This is a genomic window from Faecalibacterium sp. BIOML-A1, assembly GCF_009679715.1.
Lineage (GTDB): Bacteria > Bacillota > Clostridia > Oscillospirales > Ruminococcaceae > Faecalibacterium > Faecalibacterium taiwanense.
Genome location: NZ_WKZJ01000010.1, coordinates 115,738 through 133,913, shown reverse-complemented (window position 1 = coordinate 133,913; position 18,176 = coordinate 115,738). Strand labels below are relative to the sequence as shown.

At 57.7% G+C, this 18,176-nt stretch carries 17 protein-coding genes; 15 read left to right on the top strand and 2 right to left on the bottom strand.

The window, feature by feature from the left end; translation table 11 throughout:
• Nucleotide 1 precedes the first annotated feature (1 nt).
• From GKG36_RS11320 to GKG36_RS11305, 4 genes are all read left to right on the top strand, one after another.
• On the top strand, nucleotides 2-1,879 hold the full coding sequence (locus tag GKG36_RS11320) for a glycosyltransferase family 2 protein (RefSeq protein WP_154260772.1): 1,878 nt from the start codon (nucleotides 2-4) through the stop codon (nucleotides 1,877-1,879).
• A 4-nt stretch (nucleotides 1,880-1,883) separates the two neighbouring features.
• On the top strand, nucleotides 1,884-2,420 hold the full coding sequence (locus tag GKG36_RS11315; protein WP_154260770.1) for a DUF5662 family protein: 537 nt from the start codon (nucleotides 1,884-1,886) through the stop codon (nucleotides 2,418-2,420).
• Between the two features lie 188 nt (nucleotides 2,421-2,608).
• Nucleotides 2,609-3,115 (top strand): hypothetical protein, encoded by a 507-nt coding sequence (locus GKG36_RS11310; RefSeq protein WP_154260768.1) that lies wholly within the window; start codon nucleotides 2,609-2,611, stop codon nucleotides 3,113-3,115.
• A 126-nt stretch (nucleotides 3,116-3,241) separates the two neighbouring features.
• Nucleotides 3,242-3,691, top strand: a complete 450-nt coding sequence (locus GKG36_RS11305; RefSeq protein WP_154260766.1) for a hypothetical protein — start codon at nucleotides 3,242-3,244, stop codon at nucleotides 3,689-3,691.
• 122 nt (nucleotides 3,692-3,813) lie between these two features.
• Here GKG36_RS11305 and GKG36_RS14990 read toward each other — a convergent pair whose 3' ends face one another.
• Complete coding sequence (locus tag GKG36_RS14990) at nucleotides 3,814-3,939, bottom strand: hypothetical protein (RefSeq protein ID WP_263287042.1); 126 nt, start codon at nucleotides 3,937-3,939, stop codon at nucleotides 3,814-3,816.
• Between the two features lie 294 nt (nucleotides 3,940-4,233).
• Between GKG36_RS14990 and rsxC the strand changes: the two genes are divergently transcribed.
• From rsxC to GKG36_RS11270, 7 genes are all read left to right on the top strand, one after another.
• Entirely contained in the window at nucleotides 4,234-5,568 is a 1,335-nt protein-coding gene (rsxC, locus tag GKG36_RS11300; RefSeq protein ID WP_097777390.1) for an electron transport complex subunit RsxC, read from the top strand.
• Nucleotides 5,568-6,527, top strand: a complete 960-nt coding sequence (locus tag GKG36_RS11295) for an RnfABCDGE type electron transport complex subunit D (RefSeq protein WP_097774296.1) — start codon at nucleotides 5,568-5,570, stop codon at nucleotides 6,525-6,527. The genes rsxC and GKG36_RS11295 overlap by 1 nt, the downstream gene beginning before the upstream one ends.
• Nucleotides 6,524-7,072, top strand: a complete 549-nt coding sequence (locus GKG36_RS11290) for an FMN-binding protein (protein ID WP_097777392.1) — start codon at nucleotides 6,524-6,526, stop codon at nucleotides 7,070-7,072. The genes GKG36_RS11295 and GKG36_RS11290 overlap by 4 nt, the downstream gene beginning before the upstream one ends.
• A gap of 16 nt (nucleotides 7,073-7,088) precedes the next feature.
• Nucleotides 7,089-7,754, top strand: coding sequence for an electron transport complex subunit E (locus tag GKG36_RS11285; protein ID WP_005943886.1), 666 nt, complete (start codon nucleotides 7,089-7,091; stop codon nucleotides 7,752-7,754).
• Nucleotide 7,755: 1 nt separating this feature from the next.
• Entirely contained in the window at nucleotides 7,756-8,388 is a 633-nt protein-coding gene (locus GKG36_RS11280; RefSeq protein WP_005943888.1) for an Rnf-Nqr domain containing protein, read from the top strand.
• 15 nt (nucleotides 8,389-8,403) lie between these two features.
• Nucleotides 8,404-9,303, top strand: a complete 900-nt coding sequence (locus GKG36_RS11275; protein ID WP_154260764.1) for an RnfABCDGE type electron transport complex subunit B — start codon at nucleotides 8,404-8,406, stop codon at nucleotides 9,301-9,303.
• 513 nt (nucleotides 9,304-9,816) lie between these two features.
• Nucleotides 9,817-10,956: an MFS transporter gene (locus tag GKG36_RS11270; protein ID WP_154260762.1), complete on the top strand. Its 1,140-nt coding sequence runs from the start codon at nucleotides 9,817-9,819 to the stop codon at nucleotides 10,954-10,956.
• 159 nt (nucleotides 10,957-11,115) lie between these two features.
• On the opposite strand, the gene GKG36_RS11265 is transcribed toward GKG36_RS11270, so the two are convergent.
• Nucleotides 11,116-11,745 carry an epoxyqueuosine reductase QueH gene (locus GKG36_RS11265; protein WP_154260760.1) on the bottom strand — a complete coding sequence of 210 codons (630 nt, stop codon included), beginning with the start codon at nucleotides 11,743-11,745 and terminating at the stop codon, nucleotides 11,116-11,118.
• A gap of 131 nt (nucleotides 11,746-11,876) precedes the next feature.
• Between GKG36_RS11265 and GKG36_RS11260 the strand changes: the two genes are divergently transcribed.
• From GKG36_RS11260 to clpB, 4 genes are all read left to right on the top strand, one after another.
• Entirely contained in the window at nucleotides 11,877-12,101 is a 225-nt protein-coding gene (locus GKG36_RS11260) for a DUF896 domain-containing protein (protein WP_154260758.1), read from the top strand.
• 210 nt (nucleotides 12,102-12,311) lie between these two features.
• On the top strand, nucleotides 12,312-13,604 hold the full coding sequence (locus GKG36_RS11255) for an adenylosuccinate synthase (protein ID WP_044953951.1): 1,293 nt from the start codon (nucleotides 12,312-12,314) through the stop codon (nucleotides 13,602-13,604).
• Nucleotides 13,605-13,649: 45 nt separating this feature from the next.
• On the top strand, nucleotides 13,650-14,552 hold the full coding sequence (locus tag GKG36_RS11250) for a DegV family protein (RefSeq protein ID WP_005943906.1): 903 nt from the start codon (nucleotides 13,650-13,652) through the stop codon (nucleotides 14,550-14,552).
• A 722-nt stretch (nucleotides 14,553-15,274) separates the two neighbouring features.
• Nucleotides 15,275-17,887 (top strand): ATP-dependent chaperone ClpB, encoded by a 2,613-nt coding sequence (clpB, locus tag GKG36_RS11245; protein ID WP_097781323.1) that lies wholly within the window; start codon nucleotides 15,275-15,277, stop codon nucleotides 17,885-17,887.
• Nucleotides 17,888-18,176: the final 289 nt, after the last annotated feature.

Below are 18,176 nucleotides of genomic sequence, written 5' to 3'. Positions count from 1 at the left end.
TATGAATGTACGACTGAAACGTGCCAGAGAACTGGCAGGCTATGCGGTGCAGCTGACGAGGGACGAGGGCCTGCCCACCATGCTCAAACGGGGCGCGGGCTTTGTCAAGCGCCGCTGCTTTGGCAAGCGTGCCCGCTATCTGCCCGCCAAAAAGGTGCTGGAAGCCCAGCGGGCTGAAATGGCCGACAAAACGGCGGCAGACTGCGGCCTGCCCACCATCAGCATCCTGACCCCGCTGTATAATACGCCGGAAAAATATCTGCGGGAATTTCTGGATTCCTTTGTGAACCAGACGGCCCCCAACGGTCAGCTCTGCCTTGCGGATGCTTCCGATGCAGAACATGCCGATGTGAAGCGCATCGTGGAGGAATATCAGACAAAGAATCAACGTATCGTATACAAAAAGATCGAAAACAAGGGCATTGCGGCCAACACCAATGCTGCGGCAGAGCTTGCCACAGGGGAATATCTGGCCCTTGCCGACCACGATGATATCCTTGCGCCCCACGCCATGTACACCATGGGCAAAGCCATTCTGCAGCTGCGGGCGCAGGGCGAGCCGGACGGCTTCCTCTACAGCGATGAAGCACTCTTTTCCAAGAGCATCCAGCGGCCCATGGTGGCCCACTTCAAGTCGGATTACGCCCCGGACTATCTGCTGTGCTGCAACTACATCTGCCACTTGGCGGTGTTCCAAAAGGCGCTGTGGGATGAGATTGGCGGGGAGCGGCCGGAGTGCGACGGCAGTCAGGACCACGACCTGTTCCTGCGCCTTGTGGAAAAGACCGGCGGTGCGGCCCATGTGCCGCAGGTGCTGTACTACTGGCGGGTGCACGCAGGCTCCACCTCCGGCGGCACCGATGCCAAGCCCTATGTGGCGGCAGCAGCCAAAAAGGCGCTGGCCGACCATCTGGCCCGCACCGGACGCACCGGCACCGTGGAGGATGGCCTGTTCCCCAGTACCTACCGGGTGAAGTGGGATATCGTGGGCGACCCGAAGGTGAGCATCCTCATCCCGAACAAGGACCACACCGACGATCTGGAAAAGTGCCTGCACAGCATCTGGACCAAAACCAGCTGGGAGAACTTTGAGGTTATCGTCATCGAGAACAACTCCACCGACCCGGCCACCTTTACCTATTATAAGGAAGCCCGGCAGCGCTACGACGGCCTGCAGGTGGTCAACTACCCGCAGAAGGGCTTCAACTTTTCTGGCATCAACAACTTTGGCCGGCAGTACGCCAGCGGGGATTACCTGCTGCTGCTGAACAACGACGTGGAGGTGCGCAATGCGGATTGGCTCACGGAGCTTTTGCGGCAGTGTGCTCACCCCGGCGGCGCGGCCATCTGCGGCGCAGAGCTGCTTTACCCGGACGAGACGTTGCAGCATGCAGGCGTTGTGACCGGCCTTGGCGGCTACGCGGGCCACAGCCACAAATACCGCAAGGCGGGCGGCAGCGGCTACATGTTCCGCGCTGCAACGGTGCAGGACTTTTCCGCCGTCACCGGTGCCTGCCTGCTGGTAAAGACCAGCGTGTGGGACGAAGTGGGCGGTCTGGACGAAGCCTTTGCGGTGGCCTTCAACGATGTGGATTTCTGTCTGCGGGTGCGGGATGCAGGGTACCGCATTGCGTGGACACCCTATGCTCAGCTGACCCATTACGAGAGCAAGAGCCGCGGCGGCGACGAAAAAGACCCGGTGAAGGCCCGGCGCTTTGCCGCCGAGCAGCAGCGGCTGTATGCTGTGCACGGCAAGGCGAACATCCTGCACGACCCCTACTACAACCCCAACCTGACCATGGACCGGGAGGATTTTTCCGAAAGCAATGATCTGCGCGGGCTGAAAGAGGGACGTATCACGGTGCAGTGGAGGAAATAACAGCATGAACATCAAGGGCCATTTTGAGACCATCACCCGGCACAAGCTGCTGGTGATGAAATACTGCTTTGCCTGCGGGCTCTATGAGCAGGGCCTTGCCCACGACCTGAGCAAGTACAGCCCTACCGAGTTTATTCCGGGCTGCATCTATTATCAGGGTGACCACAGCCCCAACGAAGCGGAACGTCTGGCGCGGGGCTATTCCTCCGCGTGGCTGCACCACAAGGGCCGCAACAAGCACCATCTGGAATACTGGATCGACTACAGCACCCGGAAGGTGGGCCTTGCCGGCATGAAGATGCCCCTGCGCTATGTGTGCGAAATGGTGTGCGACCGCGTGGCCGCCAGCCAGATCTATCTGGGCGACAAGTACACGGACGCTTCCCCGTGGGAATACTACGAGCGCAGCAAGACCCACTACCTGCTCCACCCGGAGACCCGTGCCCTGCTGGAAGAGCTGCTGAAAATGGTGCGCGACCTTGGACATGACCGCACCTTTGAGCACATGAAATACCTGCTGGGCTGCGAGAACGATTACTAAGCCCGAAAGGCTGCTGCACAGACTGTGCGGCAGCCTTTTTTTGCGCACATTGCCAAAAAAGCCTACCGCATTTTGGTGCACCCGTGCATTGACAAAATGGCGAAAGTGACGGTAAAATGAAGGAAAGCAGGCTTGGGAAACGTCTGGGCCGCATAGGATAGTGTCTGACGAAGAAGGAGGCATGAAGCATGAAATTGTTCAAGAAACTGGCAGCTGCCGTACTGGTGGCGGCTCTGGCACTGATGATGGTGGGCTGCGGCGGCTTCAAGACAGACCTTGCCCAGCAGGTCAAGAACGCGGTCTCGGATAATGCTGTTATGCTTGGCAAGCAGGCCACGAACAGCAAGGACCTGGATGCCTTGGCGGCAAAGCTGCTGACAGAGTATAATAACGAGATCGCTGCTTTGGACGAAGGCGCAGATTGGCCGGATCTGCAGGATCTGCTGAAGGATGAGACGTTCCTGAAAAAGTTCGGCATTGACCCGGAAAAGGATGCTTATGTGGTCTCCTTGGTGTACGTTCCGAGTTACATTAGCGATACCATGAATCAGTTTAAGCCTTTTAGTCTTGCAGAGCAGCTTCGGGAGAATGCTGATCTTGCAATCGGCGATCCTGACATCGGAAGCAAATATGAGTTTGGTCTTGCCATCGGCACGCTTGACGGTGAGAACTACGTGCTTATGCTCATGAAATAAGAGCGTCCGGGCTGTGACAGCCCTTACGGATGCCCCAGGACCGGAACGGTATATTTACAAGATGCGGCCTGCAGCAGCTGCCCCGGTAGACTTATTGCAGGCTGCGGCGGCGGCAATAGCTACACCATGCAGAACGAGCTGCTGAAAGTAACGATCGATAAGTTAACAGACATTGGCAAAACTGTGACCCAGAGCAAAAAGGCAGATGAAATGGCAGCAGCGCTGCTGGCAGCCGCCGATACAGCCGCCGCGCAGGAGGCAAACAACGGCAAGGATGCCGAAGATCTGCTGCTGGATCCTGCTGTTATAAAGGCAGCCGGTATTGACCCCGAAAAAACGCCCTGCGTGGTCAACCTGATCGACGACGTTCAGTTCAAGAGCAGCGGCATGATGGGCGAGTTCCTGAAGATAGAGTGGATGGGGCAGGTCACGAGCCTCGAAAACTTTGATGGCGATGGCATCGGCACGTTCAACCCCAGTGATGATGATAAGGTCGAGATCGGTGCAGCTACGCACAAGATCGGCGATGAGAGCTATATCCTGATCCTGCTCACCTATACTACGAGCACAACTTGATACACCCCGGGCTGCCGCACACAGGCTGTGCGGCAGCCTTTTTTGCCCCGCAAAACACAAATCCCCCAGCCCGTGCGGCGCTGCCGTTCAGGCTGGGGGATGCTTTTTGTGCAAGACGGGTGTTACTGCTCGTTTTCGTAGATCTGGATATAGCGGGGCGCGTTTTTATCCTGAATAAGCAGCAGGGCGGCGGTCAGGGCAACGGCCAGCGTGGTGAGCAATGCGAGCAGCACTTTGAGAACTTTCATGGTTTCAAGCCTCCTTGGTAAGTCTGGCGCGGAGCGGGGGACGTTCCGCAGTTTTTGGTTGCCCTTAGTATAGCATAATCCGCATACAAAGGCAAACACCGGATACAGGAAGAAAAATACGGTGGTTAGTTGTATATAACCACGAAAAAATGAAAAGAAAGTTCAGGAAAACACATCATTTTTGTGCCATTGTCGTTGACTTCCCACGCCAAAATGATACAATAAACATGTTAAGCAGCTGCTGTCCCTGTACCAGTGCGCCTGCATGGGCGTGGGGGCGGCAATTCAAGCAGAATGGGGGATTTGAATTCCATGTTGAACAAGCTGAAACGTGCGGCGCTTGGCGCGCATACGCCGCATGACAAGGCAACTGCTGCAAGCAAACCGATCCCGATGCCTCTGCCCGCGCAGGTACGCATCCTCATGAGCCAGCATATCGGCGCTCCCGCCAAAGCTCTGGTCAAAAAGGGCGACGAGGTGTTCGTTGGTACAAAGATCGGCGAGGCTGGCGGCTTCGTCTCTGCAAACATCCACTCCAGCGTTTCCGGCACGGTTGCCGCGGTGGAGCCCTTCCGTCTGTCCAATGGCCGCATGTGCGACTCTGTCGTCATCAAGACCGATGGCAAACAGACCGTGGACCCGGCTGTCAAGGCACCGGAAGTGACCGATAAGGCCAGCTTCCTCAAGGCTGTGCGTGAGTGCGGTTTGGTCGGTCTGGGCGGCGCAGGCTTCCCGACCGACGTAAAGCTGCAGCCCAAGCAGCAGGTGGATACCCTGCTGATCAACGCTTCCGAGTGTGAAGTGTGGCTGACCAGCGATACGCAGGAGATGCTGAACTGCAGCGATGATATCATCCGCGGCATCAAGGCCGTGTTGCAGTACACCGGCATCCCGAAGTGCGTCATCGGCATTGAGAACAACAAGCCCGAGTGCATCGACCTGCTGTGCAAAAAGACCAATGGCGACAGCACCATCGAGGTCAAGCCCCTGCCCAGTGTCTACGGCACCGGCGCAGAGCTGATCCTCATTGAAAAGTGTCTGGGCCGCGAAGTGCCCCACGGCGGTCTGCCCGCAGATGCCGGCGCCATCGTCATGAACGTGACCAGCGTCTCCACCCTTGGCAAGTATCTGGCTACCGGTATGCCGGTGGTCGAGCGCACCATCACCGTGGACGGCGATGCCTGCGCAAAGCCCCAGAACATCGTTGTCCCCGTGGGCACTGCCTATCAGGACATCATCGATTTTGCGGGTGTCAAGGGCGAGCTGGGCAAAGTGGTTGCCGGCGGTGCCATGATGGGCCCCGCTGTGGAGAACCTGAGCTACCCCACCACCAAGACCACCTCCGGCCTGATCTTCCTGAGCAAGGCCGCTGCAGAGCCTGCACCGGTGAATCCCTGCATCCGCTGCGGCCGCTGCGTGGAGTACTGCCCCATGGGTCTGGAGCCTGTGGAGGTCAATCAGGCATACGCTGCACGCGATGTGCAGGAGCTGGGCAAGCTGCATGCAGACTACTGCTTCAACTGCGGCAGCTGCTCGTTCGTCTGCCCGGCAAAGCGCCCTGTTACCCAGATGATGAGTCTGGCAAAGGCGTTCTACCTTGGTGAAATCAAAAAAGGAGGCAATAAGTAATGGATACGAAGCTTATTGTTTCGGCTTCCCCGCATGTGCGCAGCGAAGAGACCACCCAGAGCCTGATGGCCAACGTGATCGTCGCCCTGTGCCCCTGCGTGGTGGCCTCTGCCATCATTTTTGGTATGCGTGCACTGCTGGTAACAGCCGTGTCCGTGGTGGCCTGTGTGGCTTTTGAGTGGCTGTACTGCAAGCTGCTCAAGAAGCCCAACCCCATCAGCGACCTGTCCGCCGTCGTTACCGGCATCATTCTGGCCATGAACGTGCCCGTGGGCATGCCCATCGGCCAGCTCATCATCGGTGATCTGGTGGCCATCGTCATCGTCAAGCAGCTGTTCGGCGGCATCGGCATGAACTTTGCCAACCCCGCTCTGGTGGGCCGTATCGTGCTGTTCATCAGCTTTGCCGGTTCCATGAACAAGTGGGTGTTCCCGGATGCAGCGGTGGATCAGCTGTCCAGCGCTACCCCGCTGGCTGTGGCCGATAAGTCCAAGCTGAGCCTGCTGGATCTGTTCATGGGCATCCACGGCGGTGTGCTGGGCGAGACCTGCGCACTGGCCATCGTGCTGGGCCTGATTTATCTGGTGGCCACCAAGACCATCAGCATCGCCATCCCGGCTTCTTACGTCGGCAGCATGTTCGTGTTCTACCTCATTGCTACCCACAGTGTGCACGAGGCTCTGGTTGCCGTGCTGAGCGGCGGCCTGCTGTTCGGTGCTGTGTTCATGGCTACCGACTACGTTACCAGCCCCTTCACCCTGAAGGGCAAGCTGGTGTACGGCGTGGCACTGGGCATCGTCACCTTTGCCATCCGTTACTGGGGCAGCTACACCGAGGGCGTGTCCTTCGCACTGCTGTTCATGAACCTGTGGGTTCCCTACATCAACGATCTGACCCGTCAGACCCCGTATGGCTACATCAAGCCTGCAAAGAAAGCAAAGGAGGGTGCTGGCAAATGAGTAAGTCTTCCAACTGGGAGAGCACCATCAAGCCCATTGTTGTGCTGAGCGTTATCTCCCTGATCGCCAGCCTGCTGCTGGCACTGGTGAACGGTATGACCGCCCCGGTCATTGCCGAGAACACCAAGCGCACCACTCTGGCCGCTTATGTCGGCGTGCTGCCCTCCGTTTCGGATGCCAGCGAGCTGGAAGAAGTGACCGATTACACCACCGCCGGCATCACCGGCGTGGTCAAGGCTCCGGACGGCAGCACTGCGATCAAGGCCGAGGAAAAGGGCTTTGACGGCGGTATCCTGACCGTCATCATGGGCTTCGACGCCAACGGCGCCGAGACCGGCATCTGGGTGGACGCTTCCACCCAGACCAAGGGCATCGGCTCCAACGTGAGCAGTGACGACTTCCTGGCGCAGTTCGACGGCATGGACGGCACCCAGAACATTGTGATGAATCAGGATTACGACGCCTACAGCGGCGCAACCATCTCCTCCACCGCACTGTTTGCTGCCATCAATGACTGTGTCAACTGCTACAACGAGCTGGCGTAAAGGAGGTTGGTAAGAAATGGCACAAGAAAATAAGTCCAAGGTAAGCATCCTTACCAACGGCATTATCAAAGAAAACCCCGTTCTGCGTCTGGTTCTGGGTACCTGCTCCATTCTGGCAGTTACCACTGCAGTTTCCAGCGCTCTGGGCATGGGTGCCGCCTTCACCTTCGTGCTGGTGTGCTCCAATATCATGATCTCCCTGCTGCGCAAGGTGATCCCCGGCAAGGTGCATCTGCCCTGCTACATCGTCATTATCGCAAGCTTCGTGACCATCGTTCAGATGTTCATGCAGGCTTACATGGAAAGCCTGTACAACGCTCTGGGCGTGTTCCTGCCCCTGATCGTTGTCAACTGTATCATTCTGGGCCGTGCCGAGATGTTCGCCTGCAAGAACAGCATCGTGGACTCCGCACTGGACGGCGTGGGCATGGGCGTTGGCTACACCCTCACCGCTACCCTGATGGCATCCATCCGTGAGATCCTGGGCAGCGGCACATGGCTGGGCTTCCAGGTGATCCCGGAAAGCGTTGCCAAGGTCTCCATCATGACGCAGGCTCCCGGCGCATTCTTCTGCTTTGGCCTGTTGATGGCCGGCTGTGTGTGGCTGGAAGGCAAGCTGGATGCCCGCATCGAGCGCAAGAGCTGCTGCGACCTTGATAACCTGAAGAAGGAGGCAGAATAAGATGTTAGTAAAACTCGCTGCGATCTTCTTCAGCATGATCCTGGTCAACAACTACGTGCTGGTGAAGTTCTACGGTATCTGCCCGTTCCTGGGCGTTTCCAAAAAGCTGGATTCTGCGGTTGGTATGTCCGGCGCCGTCATCTTCGTTATGTTCATGGCAACGGCCGTTACCTTCCCCATCCAGATCTTCATTCTGGACCCGGCTGGTCTGAGCTACCTGCAGACCATCGTGTTCATTCTGGTCATTGCTGTTCTGGTGCAGTTCATCGAGATCTTCCTCAAGAAGTACGTGGTTGCACTGTATAACTCTCTGGGCGTTTATCTGCCCCTGATCACCACCAACTGCTGTGTTCTGGCGGTCACCATTCTGGTCGTGGGCGACTACGGCGCAGATGTGGCTGCTATGGGCTTCGGTGTTGCTTACATTGAGGCTCTGGTGTGTGCCATCGGCGCAGGCTGCGGCTTCATGCTGGCCATGGTCATGTTCAGCGGCGTGCGCAAGCGCGTGGAAGCCTGCGATCCCCCGGCACCCTTCAAGGGCCTGCCCATCACCCTGATCGCAGCAGCAATCACCAGCCTGTCCTTCATGGGCTTCGGCGGCATCGTCGAAAACCTGTTCAATGTCACGCTGTAAGGGAGGAACAGGATTATGAATATTGTATCTGCTGTTATCCTGTGTACCATCGTGGGCGCAGTCGGCGCGATCGTTCTGGTCGCAGCGTCCAAGTTCATGGCGGTGGAGGAAGACCCCCGCATTGAAGAAGTTACCAACTGCCTTGCCGGTGCAAACTGCGGCGGCTGCGGCTACGCAGGCTGTGCGGACTACGCAAAGGCTGTGGTCATGGACGGCGTGCCCTGCGACAAGTGCGCACCCGGCGGCCCCAAGGCTGCCGCTGCCATTGCCAAGATCATGGGCGGCACGGCCAGCGCTGTGGAAAAGAAGGCGGTTGTCCAGTGCCAGGGCAATTCCGAGCACTGCAAGCCTGCTTATGATTACAAGGGCATCCAGACCTGTGCAGCCGCTGCTGCACTGTACGGCGGCCCCAAGACCTGCTCCTTTGCCTGCGTTGGTCTGGGCGACTGCACCAAGGTGTGTAAGTTCGATGCCATCCACATTGTGGACGGTGTTGCCAAGGTGGACAAGGACAAGTGCACCGGCTGCGGTGCCTGCGCAAACATCTGCCCCAAGCAGGTCATTATGATCGACGTGGGCGGCCCGCGCAAGCCGGTGGTCATGTGCTCCAACAAGGACAAGGGTCCTGTGGCCATGAAGGCCTGCACCACCTCCTGCATTGCCTGCGGTATGTGCGAGCGCACCTGTAAGTTCGACGCTATCCACGTGGTGGACGGCGTGGCCCGCATCGACTACGACAAGTGCAAGGGCTGCGGCATGTGTGCCCAGAAGTGCCCCAAGCACATCATCCTCTTCCCGCTGAAGGATGACCCCAATCCCCCGAAGCCCGTGGTGAAGCCCGCCGCTCCCGCTGCTGCTCCCGCAGCAAAGCCGGAAGCCGCTGCTGAGGCAAAGCCCGAGACCAAGGCAGAGTAAACTGTAAACCAAAGCCCGCCGTGCAGCGATGCCCGGCGGGCTTTTTGCATAGAAAATGATTGGAAATGCCCTCTGCGTTGCTCTGTGCATAATTCAAGGAAATATTCTTCTAGATTTCGGTAGAACGGAACGCCTGCGGGCGTTCCGTTCTACCATTTTCACAAGAAAGGTCGCAGAGATGAGATGCATTTTCCCGTCACAGCCCCTCTCGTGAAAAAGCGTTTGGAGCGCTCCGCAGAGCTTGTCGGGGCAACGCCCCTCCATCTGCTTACGCAGACCGCTCTGCCGCTTAAAAGCCCCACTGGGGCTTTCATTGCTGCGCAAATGCGGTCGCTCCAAACGCGAAATTAAAAATGAATTTTCCGCTGAAGATGCCCAGAGCGCAAGCGGAGGGCATTTTAAATCGTCCGAACCCGGCGGGCTTTTTGCAACTTTTTGTAAGAAAATCCGGTTGCAATGATGCGGAATTATGGTTAAATAGAAGGAGGATATTTTCACAGAAAGAGGACGATTATGGAACAACAGTCTGCACGCCTGCGGAATACAGGCTTTCTTACTTTCTTCTTCAGTGGCATCTGTGCCATCAGTGCGGGCGTGGTGGTCAGCCTGTTGCAGGAGCGCTACGGCTTTGCCTACGGCATGACCGGCACCCTGCTCTCACTTATGAGTGTGGGTAATCTGCTGGCAGGCCTGCTCATCGGTATGCTGCCCAGTGTACTGGGCATGAAGCCCAGTGTGCTGCTGCTCACCATCGGCTATGCGGTGGGCTACGGCATCATGGGCCTGACCGGTGTAGAGATCCTGCTGGCAGTGGCTTTCTTTGTGGTGGGCATTGCCAAGGGCAGTGTTATCAACACCTGCACTATTCTGGTCAGCGATCACTCTGCCGACCGCACCCGCGGCATGAACCTGATGCACAGCTGCTACGCCTGCGGTGCGCTGCTGTGCCCCTTCCTCATTGCGGCAGCGGCGAAGGTGAGCACTGAGCTGGCGGTGTTCCTGCTGGCGGCACTGGGACTTGTACTGTGGCTGGTATATGCCTTTACCCCGCTGGGCGGCGGCAAGGCCAAGAATGCCAAGGAAAAGCAGGCCATTGACTGGAGCTTTCTGCGTTCGGCACGGTTCTGGATGCTGACCGGCCTTTTGTTCTTCCAGAACGCTGCAGAGCAGAGCGTCAACGGCTGGATGGTCACTTACTTCAAGGGCAGCGGCATCATTGCGGGTACACTGGCGGCTTACACCGTCACGGTCATGTGGGGTGCCACGCTGGTGGCCCGTCTGCTGATCGCGTTCGTGTTCCCGTTCAAGAACCCGCGCAAGGCCATGGTGGGCATGAGCGTGCTGTGCACCTTCTTCTACGTGCTGCTGGTGCGGGCCGACACGCAGGGCATGGCCATTGCGCTGCTGTTTGCATTTGCATTCTCGATGGCAGGTCTGAACCCCACCGCTGTGGCCAGCGCGGGCCGCATGACCAGCGTGACCAGCATGGGTATCATGCTGCCGGTGGCATCCAGCGGTGCCATCCTCATGCCGTGGATCATTGGTATCGTAGCCGAAAAGGCTGGCCTTGCCGCTGGTATGGCTTCCAACATCGTGCCCTGTGTGGGCCTGATTATTTTCACCCTGCTGGTGGCTAGATTGCCGGAGGAATAAACCCTCTCAGGCGCTATCGCGCCAGCTCCCCCGAAGGGGGGGAGCTTTATGCGCTAAAACCGTTTGGTATTCTCTTTTCAGTAAAGAAAATAACCGTTGGGAAGTAGAAAAAGCTCCCCTCTCGGGGGAGCTGGCATTGCACAGCAATGACTGAGAGGGTTATTTCTCAATGCCTCTTGCCTTCGCGCTGAACTCGCACCCGCAGTAATCCTGCCGGTACAGGCCGTATTCCTCCGAAAGCTGCAGGCTGCGCAGATAGCCGTTGTGCTTTTTGAAGTCCGAAGGCAGATGCTTTACGCCGAACTCGGCTTCCAGCTCCTGCCCGATGGCATTGATGCGTTTGGCATCTTTATGCGGGCTGATGGACAGTGTGGTGGTGAACCAGTCGAAGCCGTTCTCACTGGCGTATTGCGCCGCCCGGCGCATCCGCAGCCGGTAGCAGATCGTGCACCGGCTGCCCCGCTCCGGCTCGTTTTCAAGGCCGGTGACAGCAGAGTAGAACTCCTGCGGGTCGTAGTGGTCCTCCACCACGGTCACGCCCAGAGGATGGGCTGCTGCCACGAACTTCTTCAGCTCTTCGCCGCGGCGGTAGTATTCCTCTGCAGGCCATGTGTTGGGGTTATAGTAAAGCACTGTGATCTCAAAATACTGGCACAGCTGTTCCAGCACTGCGCTGGAGCAGGGGCCGCAGCAGGCGTGGAGCAAAAGGCGCGGCCGAGTGCCGTCCAGCGTTTTGAGCACGGCATCCATCTGCTGTGCAAAATTCAATTGAGTTGCCATTTTTATCATCCTTTGCTATACTGATTGAGAAAATTCCTTAAAAAGCTCGCCCTTTCGGGGGAGCTGGCATTGCACAGCAATGACTGAGAGGGTTTGCTTTCTTATTATAACATATTCCGCTTGAAAATACAGGAGGCACCATGACACAGGAAAAGATCGCCCGCATCAACGAGCTGGCAAAAAAGAGCAAGACCACTGGCCTGACCGAGGCCGAAAAGGCAGAGCAGCAGGCCCTGCGCCGCGAATACATCGATGATATGAAGGCCAGCCTGCGCGCGCAGCTGGCCAACACCTCCATTCAGGAGCCGGACGGCACCATCCACAAGGTGACCCTCCGTGCCGACCTTGAGAAGCCCCGCAGCTGAACGCACAATTTTGCGCACACTTTTTTGGAGGAAAACGCAGCCAAAAGCTGTGTTTTCCTCTTTTTTTGCACGGCGATCTGTGCTATACTATACTTGCATTGGTATGTGTTTTGTGTATGCCTGCTGATGTGTTTTCCCAAGGTGGCGTATCCCGGGCAAGGTGCACGGAAAAGGCTGTCTTTTGAAAAAATGATAAAGAGGTCATTTATTATGCTTACTGCAATTACGGGTATCAACTGGGGCGATGAAGGCAAGGGCCGCATGGTCGACCTCATCAGCCAGGAGTATGACATCGTTGCACGTTATCAGGGCGGCAACAACGCCGGTCACACGGTCAAGAACGAGCGCGGCAAGTTCGTGCTGAATCTGCTGCCCTCCGGCATCCTGCGTCCGAACGTGGTCTGCGTTATGGGCAACGGCATGGTCATCGACCCGCATCATCTGGACGGCGAGATCAACAAGCTGCGGGAGCAGGGCGTTGAGATCAGCCCGGCAAACCTGAAGATCTCCGACCGTGCAACCATCACCATGCCCTACCATGTGGAGCAGGACGGTCTGGAAGAAGCACGTCTGTCCAAGACCGGCGCACAGTTCGGCTCCACCAAGCGCGGCATTGCCTACGCTTACGGCGACAAGTACATGAAGAAGACCCTGCGCATGGGCGACCTGCTGCATCTGGACGACGCTGTGAAAAAGCGCCTCGTCACCATGGTGGATTCCAAGAATCTGGTCATGGAGGGCAGCTACAACGCAGCTCCCATCAGCGTGGATGAGATGTGGGCATGGCTCGAAAAGTATGCCGCCATCTTCAAGGATTACATCTGCGATGTGGGCCAGTATCTGGCTGATGCAGACGCTGCAGGCAAGAAGGTCCTGTTCGAGGCTCAGCTGGGCGCTCTGCGCGACATCGATTTCGGCATTTACCCCTATACCACCTCTTCCAACGTCATCGGTGCTTACGCCCCCATCGGCGCAGGCATCCCGGGCCACAAGCTGCACAACTCCATCGGCGTCATGAAGGCTTACTCCTCCTGCGTGGGTGACGGCCCCTTCACTGCCGAGCTGGCTATGACCGAAGAGGAAAAGCACGACCTGCGTGAGGCTGGCCACGAGTACGGTGCAGCCACCGGCCGTCCCCGCCGCGTTGGCCCCATCGATCTGGTGGCAAGCCGCTACGGCGTGTTCTGCCAGGGCTGCGATGAAGTTGCTCTGACCCTGCTGGACGTGCTGGACTACATGGAAAAGATCCCCATGGTCACTGCCTACAAGCTGACCGATGGCAGCACTACCACCCGCTTCCCCATGGGCGAAGCTCTGGACACCGCACAGCCCGTGGTGGAGTACCTGCCCGGCTGGCACTGTGATATCACCGCAGCCCGCAAGTGGGAAGACCTGCCCAAGGAAGCACGCGATTACGTGGAATATCTGGAAAAGGCTGTCGGCTGCAAGATCACCTACATCTCTGTGGGTGCCGAGCGTGAGGCTTATATCCACCACGTATGATCCCCTGCAAAGCTCCTGAATGATTCAGAAAAGGAAGCGTCACAGATGTTTGATATCATTACCGACAGCGCATGCGACCTGACGCTGGACACTGCCAAACAGCTCCAAATCGAGGTCGTGCCCTTCTATGTCTCGCTGGACGGCGAGCACTACCGCAAAGAAGGCAAGGAGATCGCCGTGCGGGACTTCTACCAGTTCATGGTGGACAACCCTTCGGCCTACCCCAAAACCAGCCTTGCTTCCATTGAGGACTTTGAGCAGGCATTCCGTGCCCATGCTGCTGCTGGCCGGGATGTGCTGTGTCTGGTGTTCACCAGCAAGATGAGCGGCTGTGTGGGTAGCGCCCGCAATGCCCGGGATCTGGTGCTGGAAGATTTCCCCGATGCCCGCATTGAGGTCATTGACAGCGCGGCGGCTACCGTTACCGAGTCCACCATGGTGGAAAACGCCGTGGCCATGCGGGACGCAGGCTGCACGCTGGACGAGACCGTGACATGGCTGGAAGCAGAGAAAGCTACCAACCAGATCTTCTTCACGGTAGGCAATCTGGACTATCTCATCAAGGGCGGCCGCATTGGCAAGGTGACGGGCCGTGCAGCCAACATGCTGGGCATCAAGCCGATGATCCTGTTCAAGGATGGCGAGATCTTCTCCGGCGGCGTGGCCCGCGGCCGACAGAAGAGCTTTGAAAAAGCGCTGGAACAGCTGATGAACTATCTGGATGCCCACGGCGGCACCCCGGACGACTACCGCATCACCGTAGGCTACGGCTACGACGAAGAGGAAGGCAAGCGCCTGTGGATGCAGACCCGCGCGGCCCTGCGTGCAAAGTACCCCGGCGCTCAGTGCGAAGTGGGCCTGCTGCAGATCGGCTGCACCATTGCCGTGCACACCGGCCCCTATGCGCTTGGCATGGGCGTGATGCGCCGCTGGAAGAAACAGGGCTGAGATCACATTATATGAATTTTTGAACTCCAGAAAATCTATGGATTTTTTGGGGTTCTTTTTTTAGAGCAATGCTTCCCATACAGAGCGTATTCGAGTGGAACAGATTTCTTGACTTTTATGCAATTCTTCTCCACCGGATAAGTTCTCTTTTGCGTGCCAAAAGAGAACCAGAAAAGCACCCGCTACTTTCGAGGCGCGGGAGGCGGCGGGTTGCGGCTCCCTGCGTCTGCTTCGTGCCTTGCGCGGCACTCGCATCCTGCAGGCCGCTGCCCCAACAGCTCCTCCCTGTTTCGGCCGCCGGCCGCGGTCGTCGCCGTTGCAAACTAAGGGCTGCTCGCCCTTAATAATCCCAAAGCAGATGGGCTCCATACAAAAAATCCAAGTCGCTGCGCTAGAGGATTTTTTGTGTTGCGCCGATTTTAAGTCGCTTACGCGACGAACGGTATGGCAAGGCTGCGTGTTTTTTCTAGCAAAAATTATGATTTGCAAACTTTTTATGAACCCTATTGACAAAGTGGGAAAACAGGAGTATAGTTTTAGCAGTCGAACAGATAGAGTGCTAAAACGAGCAAAGCCAGTTCGGCAGGAGGTGCTTGAAACCGTGAAACAACTGAAGAATAGCCGCTGCTTCCCGTTCGGCAGCATCTCTGCACCGGGCTTTTAGCAGATGGCTATCGTGTCCGCTAAAATAAACCTTCCGGTATGAATGGAGGCTTGACTTTATGAATACCAATCAATATACACAGAAAACGCTGGAGGCTCTGCAGGCAGCGCAGCAGCTGGCTGTGGAGTACCAGCATAACCAGCTGGAACCCGAACATCTGCTGCACGCCCTCGCTTCGCAGGAGCAGGGCCTGATCCCGCAGCTGCTGCAGAAGCTGAATGTTGACCCCGGTAGTTTTGCTGCCGCCGTGGCCGAAAAGCTTTCGGCTTTGCCTCGGGTCTCCGGCTCCGGCCGTGACCCCGACAAGGTCTATATCTCGCAGGCTGCCGATAAGGTGCTCAGCGCCGCCGCCCGAGAAGCCAAGGCCATGAAGGACGACTATATCAGCGTGGAGCATGTGTTCCTGGGTTTGCTGGACGAGCAGACCCAGAACACCACCGAGTTGTTCCGTGCGTTCAGCATCACGAAAGATAAGTTCCTGCAGCAGCTCACAGCAGTGCGCGGCAACCAGCGCGTCACCAACGACAATCCTGAGGAGACCTACAACGCCCTGCAGAAGTATGGTCAGGATCTGGTAGACCTTGCCCGCAAGCAGAAGCTGGACCCCGTCATCGGCCGTGATCAGGAGATCCGCAACGTGATCCGCATCCTGTCCCGTAAGACCAAGAACAACCCCTGCCTGATCGGTGAGCCCGGCGTTGGCAAGACCGCCATTGCAGAGGGCCTTGCACAGCGTATCGTGCGCGGCGATGTGCCCGAAAACCTGAAGGACCGCATCGTGTTCAGTCTGGACATGGGCGCTCTGGTGGCCGGTGCAAAGTACCGCGGCGAGTTCGAGGAGCGCCTGAAGAGCGTGCTGAACGAGGTGAAGAAGAGCGAGGGCAAGATCATCCTCTTCATCGATGAGCTGCACACCATCGTGGGTGCCGGCAAGACCGATGGCGCCATGGACGCAGGCAACCTGCTCAAGCCCATGCTGGCCCGGGGCGAGCTGCACTGCATCGGTGCCACCACACTGGACGAGTACCGCCAGTATATCGAGAAAGACCCCGCTCTGGAGCGCCGCTTCCAGCCGGTGCAGGTGGATGAGCCCACCGTGGAGGACACGATCTCCATCCTGCGCGGCCTGAAGGAACGCTACGAGGTGTTCCACGGCGTGAAGATCAACGACAGCGCCTTGATCGCCGCTGCCACCCTGTCCGACCGCTATATCACGGATCGTTTCCTGCCGGATAAGGCCATCGACCTTGTGGATGAAGCCTGCGCCATGATCAAGACCGAGATGGACAGCATGCCCAGCGAGATGGACGATCTGGCCCACCGCATCACCCAGCTGCAGATCGAGCAGGTGAGCCTGAAAAAGGAGACCGATGCCCTGAGCCAGAGCCGCCTGAAGGATCTGGAAAAGGAGCTGGCCGAGCTGCAGGACAAGTTCCGCAGCATGAAGGCAAAGTGGGAGAACGAGAAGAACGCCATCGGCAAGGTGCAATCCCTGCGTGAGCAGATCGAGCAGACCAATGCCGACATTGAAAAGGCTCAGCGCGAGTACGACCTGAACAAGGCTGCCGAGCTGAAATACGGTAAGCTGCCCCAGCTGCAGAAACAGCTGGAAGAGGAAGAGAAGATCGCCGCCGCCAAGAAGGAGGACAGCCTGCTGCGTGACCGCGTGACCGATGAGGAGATCGCCCGCATCGTGGCCCGCTGGACCGGCATCCCGGTGGAAAAACTGGTGGAGGGTGAGCGCGAGAAGCTGCTGCATCTGGACGATGTGCTGCACCAGCGGGTCATCGGTCAGGACGAGGCTGTGACCAAGGTGAGCGAGGCCATCCTGCGCAGCCGCGCCGGTATCGCCAACCCCAACCGCCCCATCGGCAGCTTCCTGTTCCTCGGCCCCACCGGCGTTGGCAAGACTGAGCTGGCCAAGGCACTGGCACAGGCCTTGTTTGACGACGAGCGCAACATGGTGCGAATCGATATGACCGAGTATATGGAGAAGTTCAGCGTCAGCCGTCTGATCGGCGCGCCTCCGGGATACGTCGGTTATGAAGAGGGCGGCCAGCTGACCGAGGCTGTGCGCCGCAAGCCCTACAGCGTGGTGCTGTTCGATGAGGTGGAAAAAGCCCACCCCGATGTGTTCAACATCCTGCTGCAGGTGCTGGACGATGGCCGCATCACCGACAGTCAGGGCCGCACCGTGGACTTCAAGAACACGGTCATCATCCTCACCTCCAATCTGGGCAGCGACATCATCCTGAACGATCTGGAGCAGCGCCGTGCCAACGGCTCCAACGAGCTGAGCGAGGAAGCAAAGCACCAGATCGACCAGCTGCTGAAGAGCAAGTTCCGCCCCGAATTTCTGAACCGTCTGGATGAGATCGTCTACTACAAGAGCCTGACCAAGGACGAGATGCGCAGGATCGTGGATCTGCAGCTGCAGGATCTGCGCAAGCGCATGGACGAGGGCAAGCACCTCAAGCTGGAGGTCACCACCGCTGCCAAGGACTTCATCATCGATTCTGCTTACGACAGCGTCTATGGCGCACGTCCCATCAAGCGGTTCATCCAGAGCCGCGTGGAGACCCTGATCGCCAAGGCCATCATTCAGGGCAGCTATACCGAGGGCAACACCCTGACGGTAGACTGCGAGAATGGCGCTTTGACCCTGCGATAATGTAAATTTTACCTGTTCTGTACGGACTTTGCGGCAAGAAAGCTTGCACCACCGTACAGAATATGGTATGATTACAAATAACATTGATGTGCTTTTCATCGCGGAACAGCAACGATGGGGAGCACATTTTTGTATGTAAGAACATTTATCCCAAAACTCTCTCAGGCGCGTTGCGCCAGTGTGCGATATCCCGGGCAGCAGCACCTTCTGCGTGGAAGGGGCTGGCTGCGGGCGCACAGAAAAAAGCTCCCCCCCTCGGGGGAGCTGGCATCGCGCAGCGATGCCTGAG